At 41.4% G+C, this 16129-nt stretch carries 13 protein-coding genes; 9 read left to right on the forward strand and 4 right to left on the reverse strand.

Annotation, left to right across the window (positions count from 1 at the left end):
* Positions 1-4: 4 nt before the first annotated feature.
* From SFRI_RS02860 to serA, 3 genes are all read right to left on the reverse strand, one after another.
* Positions 5-709 carry an ABC transporter ATP-binding protein gene (locus SFRI_RS02860; RefSeq protein ID WP_011636044.1) on the reverse strand — a complete coding sequence of 235 codons (705 nt, stop codon included), beginning with the start codon at positions 707-709 and terminating at the stop codon, positions 5-7.
* A 145-nt stretch (positions 710-854) separates the two neighbouring features.
* Complete coding sequence (ygfZ, locus tag SFRI_RS02865; RefSeq protein ID WP_011636045.1) at positions 855-1817, reverse strand: tRNA-modifying protein YgfZ; 963 nt, start codon at positions 1815-1817, stop codon at positions 855-857.
* A 172-nt stretch (positions 1818-1989) separates the two neighbouring features.
* Complete coding sequence (gene serA / locus SFRI_RS02870; protein ID WP_011636046.1) at positions 1990-3219, reverse strand: phosphoglycerate dehydrogenase; 1230 nt, start codon at positions 3217-3219, stop codon at positions 1990-1992.
* 192 nt (positions 3220-3411) lie between these two features.
* Here serA and SFRI_RS02875 point away from each other — a divergent pair, with 192 nt between their 5' ends.
* The 5 genes from SFRI_RS02875 (at position 3412) to katB (ending at position 7947) form a co-directional block, all read left to right on the forward strand.
* On the forward strand, positions 3412-4035 hold the full coding sequence (locus tag SFRI_RS02875; protein ID WP_011636047.1) for a DUF2238 domain-containing protein: 624 nt from the start codon (positions 3412-3414) through the stop codon (positions 4033-4035).
* Between the two features lie 468 nt (positions 4036-4503).
* Complete coding sequence (locus SFRI_RS02880; RefSeq protein WP_011636048.1) at positions 4504-5172, forward strand: helix-turn-helix transcriptional regulator; 669 nt, start codon at positions 4504-4506, stop codon at positions 5170-5172.
* A gap of 145 nt (positions 5173-5317) precedes the next feature.
* Positions 5318-5755, forward strand: coding sequence for a PaaI family thioesterase (locus tag SFRI_RS02885; protein WP_011636049.1), 438 nt, complete (start codon positions 5318-5320; stop codon positions 5753-5755).
* Between the two features lie 225 nt (positions 5756-5980).
* Positions 5981-6223, forward strand: coding sequence for a YgjV family protein (locus SFRI_RS02890; protein ID WP_011636050.1), 243 nt, complete (start codon positions 5981-5983; stop codon positions 6221-6223).
* A 263-nt stretch (positions 6224-6486) separates the two neighbouring features.
* Complete coding sequence (katB, locus tag SFRI_RS02895) at positions 6487-7947, forward strand: catalase KatB (protein WP_011636051.1); 1461 nt, start codon at positions 6487-6489, stop codon at positions 7945-7947.
* 154 nt (positions 7948-8101) lie between these two features.
* Here the strand turns inward: katB and SFRI_RS02900 are convergent, their stop codons facing one another.
* On the reverse strand, positions 8102-9586 hold the full coding sequence (locus SFRI_RS02900; protein WP_011636052.1) for a CYTH domain-containing protein: 1485 nt from the start codon (positions 9584-9586) through the stop codon (positions 8102-8104).
* A gap of 236 nt (positions 9587-9822) precedes the next feature.
* Between SFRI_RS02900 and SFRI_RS02905 the strand changes: the two genes are divergently transcribed.
* The 4 genes from SFRI_RS02905 (at position 9823) to putA (ending at position 16116) form a co-directional block, all read left to right on the forward strand.
* Entirely contained in the window at positions 9823-10503 is a 681-nt protein-coding gene (locus SFRI_RS02905) for a TIGR00153 family protein (RefSeq protein ID WP_011636053.1), read from the forward strand.
* A gap of 25 nt (positions 10504-10528) precedes the next feature.
* Complete coding sequence (locus SFRI_RS02910; RefSeq protein ID WP_011636054.1) at positions 10529-11797, forward strand: inorganic phosphate transporter; 1269 nt, start codon at positions 10529-10531, stop codon at positions 11795-11797.
* Positions 11798-11937: 140 nt separating this feature from the next.
* Positions 11938-12519 carry a TIGR04211 family SH3 domain-containing protein gene (locus tag SFRI_RS02915; RefSeq protein WP_011636055.1) on the forward strand — a complete coding sequence of 194 codons (582 nt, stop codon included), beginning with the start codon at positions 11938-11940 and terminating at the stop codon, positions 12517-12519.
* 402 nt (positions 12520-12921) lie between these two features.
* Complete coding sequence (gene putA / locus SFRI_RS02920) at positions 12922-16116, forward strand: bifunctional proline dehydrogenase/L-glutamate gamma-semialdehyde dehydrogenase PutA (protein ID WP_011636056.1); 3195 nt, start codon at positions 12922-12924, stop codon at positions 16114-16116.
* The last annotated feature ends 13 nt before the right edge of the window (positions 16117-16129 follow it).

The following is a 16129-nucleotide window of genomic DNA, read 5'->3' on the forward strand; positions in this document are numbered from 1 at the left end:
GGGCTTAACCTTGCAATGTCATGTCAGCAGGGTTAATCACAATCTGCTGATTTTCGACGTGCCAGCGATGCTGCATAAAAGCGGCGCATTGTTCGCTATGGGTCACCATTAAGATACAGCAGTTGGCTTGTTGAGCGAGTTCGGTTAGCAGTTTCATGACTTGTAATCCGGCATGTTGATCAAGATTACCTGTCGGTTCGTCGGCTAATATGAGTTGTGGTTTATGAGCGAGTGCCCTCGCAATGGCCACCCGCTGTTGTTGCCCACCGGATAGGTTTTCGACGTTACGAGCTAGCAATGGTGTTAAGCCAAGCTGGTGGCAAAGTTCATCACACCAAGGGCTCCACGCTAACTGATTAAGCGCCAGTGAAAACTGAATGTTGTCACGCACATTTAATGGGGTGAGCAAGTTAAACTGTTGAAATATTACCCCGAGTGACTGACGTCGATAATGGCTCCATTGTTTATCTTGCCACTTTGTCACCGAATGCATGTTGCCTGTTTGGCGGATTAACATGTCGCCGCTGTCAATCGTTTCAAAGCCACCAATAATATTCAGTAAGGTACTTTTACCACTGCCACTAGGGCCTGTTAACGCAATCGTTTGGCCTTGTTGCAGTGTTAGGCTGACATTGTTAAGCACCGAATGGAATGACTCGCCATCGCGAAACCCTTTACTCATGTTTTCTAAGGTGACGATAGTGGTCATAGTCGCTCCATAACGTATAGGCTTAATAGAATTACTGCATCAACAGAGTAATATTATCAATAATATACGTGATATGAAGCGCAAATGTTCAAAAATAAAAAAAGCGAGCCAATGGCTCGCTTAGTCAATGTATCACTCAAATTAATTAAGCATCTGCTAAAGAATACGGTAACTCGATAATAGATAATTGTGAGCTTTCATCACCGGCAATACGAAGTTGCGCCGTGTTTTCGGTATCATTTGGCAATACAGCTGTCAGTAATACTTTATCGCCATATTGGACGCATTCAATGATATTGCCACCACGACGGAAACCGTCTTCAAGGGCAATTTCTAATTGAGTATCAGTGCTGATGGTTTGCTTGGTGGTGCCAGATATAATATACAATGCACGTTTATTGCCTCCGCGATATTTCATTCTGGCAATGGTTTCTTGGCCCATGTAACAGCCTTTGGTAAAGCTAATACCATTAATGGCTTGCAGGTTGCACATTTGCGCTACGTACTGGCCGGAATGAGCTGCATCTATGTTTGGATAGCCGGCTTTAATTTCTAATGCTTGCCATGCACTGGCATCAATCAATGTTTGTCCCGATTGGCTGATGATGGTTTCTGCTGCCGCATTATTAATAATGGCAATAAAACGTTCGCCATCACGAATAATTACACCTTGCTCTACAAGATTAATTGCTTGCGATACATCGCCAAAGTTTTCAGTTGCAAAGGCTTGTGCTTGTGATCCGGCAATACCAATTATTTGATAATTATTACTGACATCTGCGAGTTCGGCTTTACTGAATACAGCGTATTTTTGTAACTGGGGTAAATCTAAGCTTAAAGTACTTTTCGGCAGTAACATAAATAAGCTATCGCCGATTGAAAACGTACGGAAACTGGCGAGCATTTTACCTTTAGGGTCGCAATGAGCACCCCATTTCCACTCGTTTGTGCCAAGGGAGGTAATATCTGTGGTGACTTGGCCATGAATGAAACTGCGCCCTTGCTCACCGGTGATTTCGATTAACCCCATATGCGTCAAACTTGATAACATTAATTCAGGAGACGTGGCGATAAAATCCCAATCTGGCTGGTTTACTGAAATGGTCATAACTATCCCTAACGTGTGAATAAGACGGTATGGTTTGGAGTGTAACGGATTAATAGAATACTCAACAGGGGGCTATGGTTTTAAAGCTAATAAAAAAGCTACCTTGTGGACAAGGTAGCTTTTTTAGGAAGACAATTAACTCAAGTTAATTGCTTATAAAATATAAGTCAGTTTAAAACAATACCCGCGCACGGATAGTGCCTTCAATAGACTTTAATTCAACTAATGCTTCTTCAGCTTGATCTGAATCTACTTCCATTACCACGTAACCAATTTCAGCGGTAGTTTGTAAGTACTGAGCAGCAATGTTAATGCCTTTTTCAGAAAACGCTTGGTTAATTTTAATCAATACACCAGGACGGTTTTGGTGAATGTGCAATAAGCGTGAGGTGCCACTATGTTGCGCTAAAGACACTTCAGGGAAATTAACCGCAGACAGAGTCGAGCCGTTGTCTGAGTATTTGACCAGCTTACCTGCCACTTCTACGCCGATGTTTTCCTGTGCTTCAGCAGTACTGCCACCAATGTGCGGTGTGAGTAATACATTGTCTAAGCCGCGTAGTGGAGAGATGAATTCATCATCATTCGACTTAGGTTCAACAGGGAATACGTCAATCGCTGCACCCGCAAGATGTTCTGACTTCAGTGCATTGGCTAAGTCTTCAATATCAACTACGGTTCCGCGAGAAGCATTGATAAAGAAACTGCCTTGACGCATTTGAGCAAATTCAGCTTTAGCGAACATATCTTTAGTTTGCGGTGTTTCTGGTACATGCAGACTGACAACGTCCGCTTGAGCCAATAACTTGTCCATAGAGTGAACTTGAGAGGCATTGCCTAACGGTAACTTATCTTCAATATCGAAGAAAATTACTCTCATGCCTAAGGTTTCAGCCAAAATACCCAATTGAGTACCAATATGACCATAACCAATCACACCTAAAGTTTTACCACGGACTTCAACACTGCCATTAGCACTCTTCAACCAACCGCCACGATGTGACATGGCATTGCGCTGTGGAATGCCACGCATCAGCATGATGATTTCACCAATCACCAATTCAGCAACACTGCGCGTGTTGGAGAAAGGAGCGTTGAAAACTGGAATGCCCAGTTTCTCAGCCGAGGCTAAATCGACTTGGTTGGTACCAATACAAAAACAACCAATCGCAACCAACTTTTCTGCATGATGCAGTACTTCCGCAGTAAGCTGGGTGCGGGAGCGTAATCCAACGAAGTGAGCATCTTTAATTGATGCAAGCAAAGCCTCTTCGCCTAACGAGGCTTTATGGTATTCAATGTTGGTATAACCTGCACGTTCTAGTACATCGACCGCAGTTTGGTGGACGCCCTCCAACAGCAGGATTTTGATCTTATCCTTGTCAAGCGAGTGTTTCGCCATGATATGGGTACCCTCTTATCATTAAATGGTGCTTAAGCTAATGGTTATACTAATGCTTATACTAATAGTTATGATATAAATGCGGACTTCCGGCGCATTATCAAAGTAGCACTTTTTTAAGCGCTTGTAGAGGGCTAGATGGCTAAAGTTTATATTCTAATTTGAGAACAATATCTCATGGAGAGAATTAAGATGAAGAATAAGGTTATATGGATAGGGATTTATCTATTAGTACTGTTGTGGTCAGTTAGCGCACCTAAAGATATGTTCACTTGGTGGTTAGAAGCTATACCAGCGTTAATCGCATTACCTATTTTATTTTTTAGTCGTAAAAGCTTTCCGCTGACCACGTTAGCTTATGCACTTATTTTAGTGCATTGCTGTGTATTATTTGTGGGTGCGCGTTATACCTATGCCGAAGTGCCGTTATTTGACTGGTTAGCACAAGTGATGGGCAGCGAACGCAATAACTACGATAAAGTCGGCCATTTTGCTCAGGGATTTATTCCGGTGATATTAGCTCGCGAAATATTTATTCGTAAGCAGGTGATGCAAATTGGTGCCTGGTGTCAGTTTTTAGCAGTATGTTTTGTGTTGGCATTTTCAGCTTTTTATGAATTAGTTGAATGGTGGGTTGCCATTGCTACGGGTGAAAATGCCGAGGCATTTTTAGGTACTCAAGGATATGTTTGGGATACTCAATCTGACATGTTTTTAGCGTTAATTGGTGGGGTATGTGGCTTACTGTTGTTATCGTCTCTTCATAATAAACAAATAGCGACCAAAATGGCGCTTAACCAGCCGTCTGCATCATAGGGCTCACTTAGCTTATTCTTCCATAAAATGTGTAAATTTGGCTGCTAGCATTGATGATAAATTGATGATGTTGAGCGAATTGAAAGTATGAGCTTATCAGTCTTGAGTTAGTGATAAAGTCTACGCAAAGTCAGTCAAATTTACTATTCATACTTTAGACTTACATAATAGTCATAATAACTAGCAAATTTTTACTATGCTTGCTGTATAGGAAGGTTTTCATTATAAAAATCGTGATTGATAGTGACCGACTTACCATGATTATCCATTATTTTGGCGAGTCGATTTATCAAGTAACGCGGTTAACGAATAAATAAAGCACATGCTCTAATATAACGACAAAAAGTAAACTATCTGCTCAACCTAGTTCTGAAGGCTAGTAAACGTATTTCATTTACGTATAGTATATAGCCTCAGGATGTGCTCAAGGTATGTTGAGCAATAATGTACTTTTCAGGGAGAAGAGTGATGAGTTCAAATATTGATGAGTTGGTGTTTTTGCACCAAATCGCAGCACCTTGCCATTTAGCTATTTTGGCAGAATCTATCGGTTTAAAAACTCGAATTGTAAAGCACGCTGCTGAGCTTGAGTTAGAAAAAAAATCCAACAACTTTTATCTTGTTTCACAAAAAGGTGCGGCCTTAGACAGTAAGGGCATTCCGTTGTTGGTATCGCGTTTAGTTGAGCATGTCCCTGTAGCATTATACCAAGTTGAACGTGGATCACTTGATCAAGAGTCTGCATTGCTCCTGGGGGTGCGGGGTTTATTATACAGTGACCAACGCATGGATTTAATGCTGACTGGTTTGCGTAAAATGGTTTCTGACGAATTGTGGTATGACCGTCCATTGATCAGTAAAATTTTTAGACGTTTAGTCCAGCAGTTAGATACCAGTGCTGAAATCCCAGCCGATACTGTTGCCATCCTCCAAAGATTGACCAGCCGAGAGAGAACCATTATTCAGCTTGTCTCTAGCGGCGCGCGTAATAAAGAAATTGCTCAGCGCCTGTGTATTAGTGAACATACTGTTAAAGCACATATCTCATCAATTTTCCGTAAAACGGAGTCTCGTAACCGAGTTGAGTTATTGCGTTGGGCACAAACCTATCAAAGCCATTGTGAATTAGTGAGTTAACGTACATATAAATTTATTTAATAACAATAAAAGGAGCTTAGGCTCCTTTTTAATGGGCTACTGTTATTGATCGCGTTTCTCTTTCAAAAAGGTAAGGTAATCAGTACACTGAATTTTCTAATAATGATAATGATGGATATTAAGAATGAGTATTTGGTTTAACACTGTCACTTTAGAAGATTGTGCTCGCTTAGATGCTGGGATGCACGGAAAGGGCACCTTAATGCAAACATTAGGGATTAAGATTACCGAAATTGGTGATGATTATATGGTTGCCACTATGCCTGCTAATCCAGCTGTACATAATCCATTAGGGATAGTTCACGGCGGTGCAAACGTCGCTTTAGCGGAAACAGTAGCCAGTTATGCCGCCAACTTTGTAGTCGACTTTACCCGTTATTATTGTGTCGGCCAAGAAATCAACGCCAATCATTTAAAAGCGTCACGTAATGGTGAGTTAACGGCAACAGCTAAACCTGTGCATTTAGGTAAACGCAGTTCGGTTTGGGAAGTTCTTATTCGTAACAGTGCGGGTGAGCTTTGTTGTATTTCAAGAATGACGGCAGCAGTTGTAGAGCGATAAGCTATTATAGATACTAGAATTCTAGTAATAAATAGGCCTTATAATCAGCGATAGACCAACGTTTTAATTTTGTTGATTCGGTATTATGCATATAAGGCGTTTTGCTTGTTTGAATGTAAAAACAGATGCGTTAAGCAATAAGGTGATTTCATTCACTGACTCACGCTAGCTTAAGGTTGTTACTCGCTTGCATTAGATGTAGGCATATCAAAATAAGGAAAATCCATGGACAGTATCAACATCTGGGAATGGGTAGGGTATTTAGCCTCTGTCGTTGTGGCTATTTCGCTGATGATGTCAGACATTAAAAAACTACGCTGGTGGAATTTAATTGGTGCTGGGTTATTCGTGGCATATGGTCTCGCGATTGATGCTATTCCTGTGGCACTGGTTAACTTTTTTATTGTGCTCATTGATGCTTATTACTTGGTTAAGTTATATCGAGATCCGCCCCCACCAACAGAGTAATTAATCTGTTTATTGTTAAAGTCAAAATGAAGATTTTGGCTTTTTTATTGCCTGTATTTTAAGCGTAATCTGTTCTATCAATCATTGATAAATTCTCTAATCGCCTTTTACTTTTAACGTTATCTATTTTAATCGTTTTTAATAATTCTATTGTACTCCTATTATGTGTCCATCGAATGATGAGTTGAGTGAGGAAAATCATCATGGCAACAGTTTATGACTTAATAGAGCAGTGGTTAGTAGACCGCGCATAGGAGCAACAAATGAATCAAACTAACTATTTAACTAGCCAAAATGGCGCACCAGTAGCAGACGACCAAAACTCAATGTCAGCTGGTGAGCGTGGACCACTGCTTTTACAAGATTGGCATTTAATTGAGAAGCTTGCTCATTTTAACCGTGAACGTATTCCAGAGCGTGTTGTGCATGCTAAAGGAACCGGTGTATACGGTACATTTACACTAACTAAAGATTTAAGTGAATTTACCATAGCGGATCATTTTAATGGTGTAGGCAAGCAGACTGAAACATTCATGCGATTCTCTACGGTAGGCGGAGAGATGGGCTCAGCTGATGCAGAGCGTGATCCACGCGGTTTTGGGCTACGTTTTTATACTGCTCGTGGTAATCATGATATTGTCGGTAATAACACGCCAACATTCTTTATCCGTGATGGTATTAAGTTTCCTGACTTTATTCATACCCAAAAACGTCACCCACAAACTAATTTGAAAGATCCCCAAGCAATGTGGGACTTCTGGGCACTCAATCCAGAGTCGATGCATCAAGTGACTATTTTGATGTCAGACCGTGGTATTCCGGCTAACTACAGACAAATGCACGGTTACGGTTCGCATACGTTTTCGTTCTGGAATGCTCAGGGGGAACGTTTTTGGGTTAAGTTTCACTTTAAATCACAGCAAGGCGTGGTGAATTTAACCGGCGAACAAGCAGATATATTAAAAGGGATAGATCCTGATTCATCACAACGCGACATGGTGGCAGCAATTAATGATGCTAACTTTCCGCGCTGGACTGTAAATGTACAGATTATGCCAGAAGCTGATGCCAATACTTACGCCATTAATCCTTTTGATTTGACTAAAGTATGGCCGCACAGTGATTATCCGTTGATTGAAGTGGGTGAACTTGAGCTAAACCGCTTACCACAAAACTACTTTGCTGAAGTTGAACAAGTGGCATTAGCACCAAGTAACTTAGTGCCCGGTGTGGGTGCATCGCCAGACAAAATGCTGCAAGCACGTTTGTTTTCATATGCAGATGCTCAGCGTTACCGTATTGGTACTAACTACAATCAGTTACCGGTTAACTGTCCGCATGCCGCTAAAGCCAACCATCATCAACGTGCTGGTGCTATGGCAGGAGCTCAGTGTTCTTATCAAGGTAGCCAAACCGGTGGTGATGCCAGTGTTAATTATGGTCCTAACAGCGTTGCACCACTCACTGAAAATGCAAGTTTTGCAGAACCACCGTTACGTTTAGCAGGAGAGGTTGCACGTTTTAGTCGTTATAACCAAGATGACTTTACCCAAGCTGGTAACCTATATCGTATCTTTAGTGAAGCAGAGAAAAATCGTTTAGTGGAAACGATTGCGGGCACACTCAGTCAAACGACCTTAGATGTGCAACAAAAAATGGTGGATCATTTTACTAAAGCGGATGTTGATTACGGTCGACGTGTTAAGCAGGCTTTGGCAAAGTAACCTGTATTTTGCGAAAGAATAAGCGACTATTAATGCCTTAACGCTAACAGATTAGTTGCTTAGTAAAACAGGAAGATAATCATTATCTTCCTGTTTTACTATTCATCACTAATACATGTGGGCGTGTAACCATTTATATGGGTAATATGCACGCTTACCAGTAAATAGGGACTTTTAAGGCACTTTTTCGTGAGTGCTCCATGGCAAACAATAAACTGGTTTCTTTATTGTCTAACCAAGCTTCAATATTAAGCTGATGCTGTGCACTCAAATGCCTTAATATTTTATATGCAGATAACGTACTAATCCCTAACGCTAAGTCTTGCCATGGTGCCCGAAAAGCCTCGCGCTTTTTAGCCGGATACATTTCTCCATAAGCAAACCCAACTAAGATACTTTCATCCAAAGCATCTGCAACATGTTGGTAATCAATACTGTTCATTTCAGCGGTTATCGGCATTGATTTTCCAATACGCTTCCATGAGGCTTGCTGTAGTTGGTTGGCAAATAAACCTAATTCTGGATAATGACGACCCTGGTTTTTGCCGCTTTCAGCTGTTAATAGTAAATCGACTAATGCCAATTGTAATTGACCATACTCAGGTTGTTGCCATATTGAGGCCAATTGAGTTGAAACAGACATTAAGCTGATATGGTTTTCTAGTTGTTGGCAAACAAGGGTTTTATTGTTGATGTTGGCAAGTGGTTTTGCATCGTCTTGTAATAGTAAACAACAACTTTGCAGTGGGCTAACAAATGCCAGAGCCTGCTCAAGATGATCGAATAATGGACTGGTGCGCTGATCTAATAAACCAAATTGATTTAAGGTGAGCCTGAGTAAGCGCACACAGTGGCGTAATTCGCCCCACAAGGCTGATTGTTGATGAACATCACTCGTTGGCAGCGTTAATATATTTTCAATCAATTGCCAGCGCTCAAGACCTGTTTCTAATAATGTGCTCAAGACTTGCTGCATGTTATTGTTTTTAGGCAATGAGACATAATCAATATGTTCAATAGTGAACGGCTTTGATTTACCTGCAAGTTGATAGCCGCGCTGAGCTTTACTTGCTTTCCCTAAGCGAAATGGAACTGATTTAGCGACTTCGATAGCTAATGTTACTAAGGCAGAAGTATCACCAGCGAGTAATTCAAATTCGAGTTCGCATATAGGGTCAACTTTATCATTAGCGATAATTTCACCGACATCTAATGCGACCTCAACGAGACTATCATTGAGGTATATATGCCAAGTTTGACGCTCAAAATTGGTTTCAAAAATACATGTTAACGATGTTGATACCTTGTCGAGATCATTTCCTATTGGCCAAATTTCTTTGGGGAAACGTGACAAGATCGGTGTTTTTTGATCAATGTTGACATTATATTCGGGACGGGAATGGATCCCCCCTACGACACGTCCTGCCGTTTTTATGGTCTGTTCGAGTTGATTATCAAAACCTCTTACACGTAAGCCCATATCCCATCTACGCAGTTGTAAATCGTCGGTATCGAAATATCCGTTGGTGAGTTTTTTCTGCCCTTGTGGGGTCGAATTAGGGTATTCATTCAATATTTTTTTTAATAAATCATGATGTTGTGGTTGAATGAATAGTTTTAACTCTATTTCTGCGTCCATTGACTTTATGTCTGCCTTGTCATTAAATATTCACTAATGCGTCACATTATCTTCATAATGTCATATTGTTGTAATAAAAATCTCTTAGGATAGCGTTGCTCGCATCATATATACTGAGCAACGATAACAGAGAAACTGTCGTACGAAATTAAAAAACACAGTTTCATTATGCGGACGCTTGGGTTAACATGCGCCCGCTTTTTCCAAACTGGAATTTATTAAATAGGTAAACGGCAATGCCAGTAAACTCTATTTTAGGTGTGTTTGCAAAATCACCTCTTAAGCCTTTAGAACTACATATCGACAAAGTACATGAGTGTGCATCACTTCTTGTTCCTTTCTTTGACGCAACCAATTCAGGCGACTGGGATGAAGCGATAAAGATACGTAAACAAATTAGTTTGCTTGAAAAAGAAGCTGACTCACTCAAACGTGAAATTCGCCTGACTCTTCCTGGTGGATTATTCATGCCTGTTGAGCGAACTGACTTGCTTGAGTTATTAACTCAACAGGACAAAATCGCGAACAAGGCAAAAGATATCTCTGGCCGTATTATTGGCCGTCAGTTAGTCCTTCCTCAGCCTATGCAAGATGCCTTTGGTGCTTATCTCAAACGTTGTTTAGATGCGGTATCACTAGCCAAGCGGGCTATTAACGAACTCGATGATTTACTCGAAACCGGTTTCCGTGGTCGTGAAGTTGAGTTAGTTGCCAAAATGATCACTGAATTAGATCTTATTGAAGAAGATTCTGATGATTTACAGATTCAAGTGCGTCGTCAGTTGTATGCATTAGAATCTGAATTGAATCCGATTGATGTGATGTTCACGTACAAAATTATCGAATGGGTTGGAGGTTTAGCAGATATTGCTGAGCGTGTCGGTTCCCGCCTAGAGCTGATGCTAGCTCGTAACTAATCACAAAGGTTATCAAGGAAACAACATGGTTGATGTATTAGTCACCAACGGCCCTATGCTCATTATGATAGCGGCTGCATTTGGATTTTTGATGGCATGGGGCATTGGTGCAAACGACGTAGCCAATGCAATGGGAACCTCTGTAGGTTCTAATGCCATTACCATTAAACAAGCGATTATTATTGCAATGATCTTTGAATTCGCCGGCGCTTTTTTAGCTGGTGGTGAAGTCACGAGTACAATTCGTAAAGGTATTATCGACGCGAGTTATTTTACTGATGTCCCTGAGTTGTTGGTATACGGCATGATTGCCTCATTACTTGCTGCGGGTATTTGGTTAGTTGTAGCGTCAGCGTTAGGCTGGCCGGTTTCGACAACGCATTCAATTATTGGTGCTATTGTTGGCTTTGCCGCAGTGGGTGTTAGTGCTGACTCTGTTGAATGGGGTAAGGTTGGCGGTATTGTTGGTTCTTGGGTAGTGACACCTGCTATTTCAGGTTTTATTGCTTATATCATTTTCCAAAGTGTGCAAAAGCTGATTTTTAATACCGATGATCCGTTAACAAGTGCTAAGCGTTATGTGCCTTTCTACATGGCATTGGCCGGTTTTGTGATGTCACTTGTGACCATTACTAAAGGCTTATCACATGTAGGCATAAACTTTTCAACAGTTGAAGCATATGCTTTAGCAATTGTGGTTGCAGCCGTCGTCGGTCTAGCAGGTAAAATTGCTATTAGTCGTTTAAAAATGAGCGATAAAGCCGATCTAAAAACCCAATATGGTAATGTTGAAAAAGTATTTGCCATATTAATGGTTGTAACTGCGTGTTGTATGGCATTTGCCCATGGTTCAAACGACGTTGCTAATGCGATTGGTCCTTTAGCTGCTGTGGTTTCAGTGGTTGAAAGTGGTGGTGTTATTGGTGCTAAGGCTGTTTTAGCCTGGTGGATTTTACCACTTGGTGCTGTAGGTATTGTGTTAGGTCTGGCTATTTTTGGTCAGCGTGTAATGCAAACCATTGGTAAAAACATCACTCATTTAACCCCAAGCCGTGGTTTTGCAGCTGAATTAGCTGCCGCATCGACCGTGGTTATTGCTTCTGGTACTGGTTTACCTATTTCGACAACGCAAACATTAGTGGGTGCTGTGTTGGGTGTGGGCATGGCGCGTGGTATTGCAGCAATCAATATTGGTGTAGTGCGTAACATTGTTGTGTCTTGGGTTATTACTCTACCAGCCGGTGCAGCATTGTCTATTTTGTTCTTCTTCATTATTAAGAGCATCTTTAGTTAATTTGACTAAGACGCAATGAAGTATTAGCAGAAATGTGAACGCTGAATGTATTAAAGAAGGAAGTCATATGACTTCCTTCTTGCATTCAGAGCATTTAATAAATAGCATGACAATAAGTTTTCTGAGTTTGGATAAATACCGTGTTAAGAGTACTTTCAATTCTTATATTTTTACTTGCGCCAAGTGGCGTATTTGCAGCGCAAGCCCCAACGCGTTTTATTTCTGATGATGTGTTTACCTATATTCACGGTGGACCGGGTACAGAGTTTCGTATTATCGGTAGTGTTGAAGCAGGTCAGCCGGTCACTTTATTGGATAATACTGAAGGTGATTTTACTCAAATCATTGATCATAAAGGTCGTGAAGGCTGGGTATTAACCAGTTTAGTTTCAGATCAGCCTAGTTTTCGTGAACGTTTTCCTGAAATGGAAGCACAACTAAAACAAGCTAATGAGCAATTAAATAATATTACTCAAAATACTGACAATACCGAAGAGTCTTTAACATTGTCTAATGAAAAGGTGGCAGAGTTAAGAGCTGCATTGACTAAAGCGATTAAAGAGCGAGATGATGCTAAGTCAAAGGTGCAACAAGCCGCTGATAACCAACGTTATGAAATGTGGCAGCAAGGTGGGTTAATTGCAGGTATTGGTGCATTGATTGGTATTGTATTGGTGTATTTACCTCGTCCGCAACGTCGTAAGAAAAGCCGTTGGATGTAACATCTCAATGTAGATGAGATTTTTCGGAATATAATGACACGACTTATGTCACTAATTTGATTGTATAAAGGCCAACTATTCAAACGTTGGCCTTTTTTTTTACCTTGCTAATGATGAGATGTAGTCATATTTATTCTTATTTTTTATTTAGTAATAGTTGTTATTTAACAGGTAGTTAACAGTGTTTTGTTGTTGCAGCGTTAATTGTCTAGCACATTGTTTTGACCTATTTCAGTGAACAAAATCAAACAATTATTAGCAAGTTTTCAACTTGAGTGTCCAAGTTCACATTTTGAATGTATAATCGCCGAAAAACCAGATCGTACATTGTATACAAAATAAAATATTCGTGAATACAATGTCCATTCAACAACGATAATAACCATCCTTAACCTGACCCAGATGGAAGCGAATACTATGTTCAAAGCGAGTGAAGTACTGGACGGCCGCTACGACAATGCCACTCTTGAGGAACTGTTTACTGCAGTGACCAACAATTACATTGTCGATGAAGAGCAATACCTGTCTGAATTAATTAAGCTTGTGCCTTCGTCTGAACAAGACATTGAGCAAGTGACTCGTCGCGCCCATGAGCTCGTGAGCAAAGTTCGTCAGTTTGAGAAAAAAGGCCTGATGGTTGGTATTGATGCATTTTTGCAGCAATACAGCTTAGAAACAAAAGAAGGCATTATCTTAATGTGCTTGGCTGAAGCCTTGTTACGTATTCCTGACGCGGCAACCGCGGATGCGCTTATCCAAGATAAACTGTCTGGTGCCAAGTGGGATGAACACCTTAATAAGAGTGAGTCATTACTGGTTAACGCCTCAACATGGGGCTTAATGCTGACCGGTAAACTGGTTAAGTTAGATCGTAATACTGACGGTTCGCCAAGTCATATACTTAAACGTCTGGTTAATCGTGTTGGTGAGCCAATGATCCGCCAAGCCATGCTTGCAGCAATGAAGATCATGGGTAAGCAATTTGTGTTAGGTGAGGACGTTAAAGAAGCACTTAAAAATAGTGAAGCTAAACGTAAGTTAGGTTATACCCATAGCTATGACATGTTAGGTGAAGCAGCATTAACCGCCAATGATGCGCAAAAGTATTTTAACGATTACAGCAATGCTATTCGCGATTTAGGCGAACAGCAATACGATGAAGCGAACTCACCAAGACCCACCATATCAATCAAACTATCTGCTTTGCACCCTCGTTATGAAGTCGCTAACGAGGATCGTGTATTAAGTGAATTATACGACACAGTTATTAAGCTGATAGTACAAGCGCGTGAACTTAACATTGGTATTTCTATTGATGCTGAAGAAGTTGACCGTCTTGAATTGTCATTGAAGTTATTTAAGCAGCTTTATCAGTCAGAAGCCGCTAAAGGCTGGGGCTTATTAGGCATTGTGGTGCAAGCTTATTCTAAGCGTTGTTTACCGGTGTTGTGTTGGTTGACGCGTCTTGCTAAAGATCAAGGCGATGAAATTCCGCTGCGTTTAGTTAAAGGTGCTTATTGGGACAGTGAGCTTAAATGGGCACAACAAGCGGGTGAGCGTGGTTACCCACTCTATACCCGTAAAGCAGGTACTGACGTGTCATATCTTGCTTGCGCACGTTATTTGCTGTCTGAAGCCACCCGTGGTGCGATTTACCCACAATTTGCCACCCATAACGCTCAAACCGTTGCCAGCATTGATGCGATGGCAGGTAATCGTATATATGAGTTCCAACGTTTACACGGCATGGGGCAAGAGCTTTACGACACTATGCTTGCAGAAAGCGGTGCTAAAGCGGTACGTATCTATGCCCCCATTGGCGCCCATAAAGACTTACTGCCGTATTTAGTACGCCGTTTACTTGAAAACGGTGCCAATACCTCATTTGTGCATAAACTGGTCGACCCTAATACGCCGATTGAAAGCTTAGTCGTTCATCCATTGGTGACGCTATTAGGTTACAAGTCGTTAGCGAATCAAAAAATTGTTAAACCTGCTGATATTTTCGGTGCAGAACGTAAGAACTCTAAAGGATTAAACATGAACATTATTTCTGAGTCAGAGCCATTTTTTGCTGCACTGGATAAATATAGCGATACTCAATGGACCGCGGGTCCATTGGTAAACGGTAAAACATTAACGGGTGAAGTACAAACTGTTGTTAGCCCATATGATACTTCGCTAACCGTCGGTACCGTGGCTTTTGCAGATGCAAACGCAATTGAGCAAGCCATTGCTGGTGCAGATGCTGCTTTTGGTAGTTGGGTTCGTACGCCTGTTGAAACTCGAGCGAATGCACTACAGAAATTAGCTGATTTATTGGAAGAAAATCGTGAAGAGCTGATTGTATTATGTACCCGTGAAGCGGGTAAGAGCATTCAAGACGGCATTGATGAAGTTCGTGAAGCAGTCGATTTTTGTCGTTACTACGCGGTACAAGCTAAGAAGATGATGGCTCAGCCTGAATTACTTCCTGGCCCGACAGGCGAGTTGAACGAACTGTTTTTACAAGGCCGCGGAATTTTTGTGTGTATTAGTCCATGGAACTTCCCGTTGGCGATTTTCTTAGGCCAAGTATCTGCAGCACTTGCCGCGGGGAATACTGTTATTGCCAAGCCTGCGGAGCAAACCTGTTTAATCGGTTATCGTGCAGTACAACTTGCGCATGAAGCCGGTATTCCTACCGATGTATTACAGTTTTTACCAGGTACTGGCGCTGTTGTTGGTTCTGCAATCACTGCAGATGAACGTATTGGCGGTGTGTGTTTTACCGGCTCTACTGGCACCGCTAAATTGATTAACCGCACTTTGGCAAACCGTGATGGCGCAATTATTCCATTAATTGCTGAAACCGGTGGTCAAAATGCCATGGTTGTGGACTCAACATCACAACCAGAGCAAGTTGTTAATGACGTAGTTTCTTCATCGTTCACCAGTGCTGGTCAGCGTTGTTCGGCATTGCGAGTCTTATTTTTACAAGAAGATATTGCAGATCGCGTGATTGAAGTGATGAAAGGCGCCATGGAGCAATTAGTGATTGGCAACCCAAGTTCAGTTAAAACTGACGTGGGACCAGTGATTGATGCCACTGCCAAAGCAAACTTGAATGCCCACATTGATCATATCAGCCAGGTCGGCAAGTTAATTAATAAACTTGAATTACCAGCGGGTACTGAAAACGGCCATTTTGTAGCGCCTACAGCCGTTGAAATTAGTTCTATTAAGTTACTCGAAAAAGAACATTTTGGTCCTATTTTGCATGTTATTCGTTATAAAGCGGCTGATTTGGCAAAAGTGGTTGATGAAATCAACAGCACAGGTTTTGGGTTAACCTTAGGTATTCACAGCCGTAATGAAGGCCATGCGCTGTCGCTTGCTGACAAAGTAAACGTAGGTAACGTGTACATTAACCGTAACCAAATTGGCGCCGTTGTTGGCGTGCAACCATTTGGTGGTCAAGGTTTATCGGGCACCGGTCCTAAAGCGGGTGGCCCGCATTATTTAACTCGTTTTGTGACCGAAAAAACGCGTACTAATAACATTACCGCGATTGGTGGTAATGCGACATTATTGTCACTGGGTGATGCTGAAGAATAAGCCTGAAGCACCT

The sequence above is a fragment of the Shewanella frigidimarina NCIMB 400 genome (assembly GCF_000014705.1).
GTDB lineage: Bacteria > Pseudomonadota > Gammaproteobacteria > Enterobacterales > Shewanellaceae > Shewanella > Shewanella frigidimarina.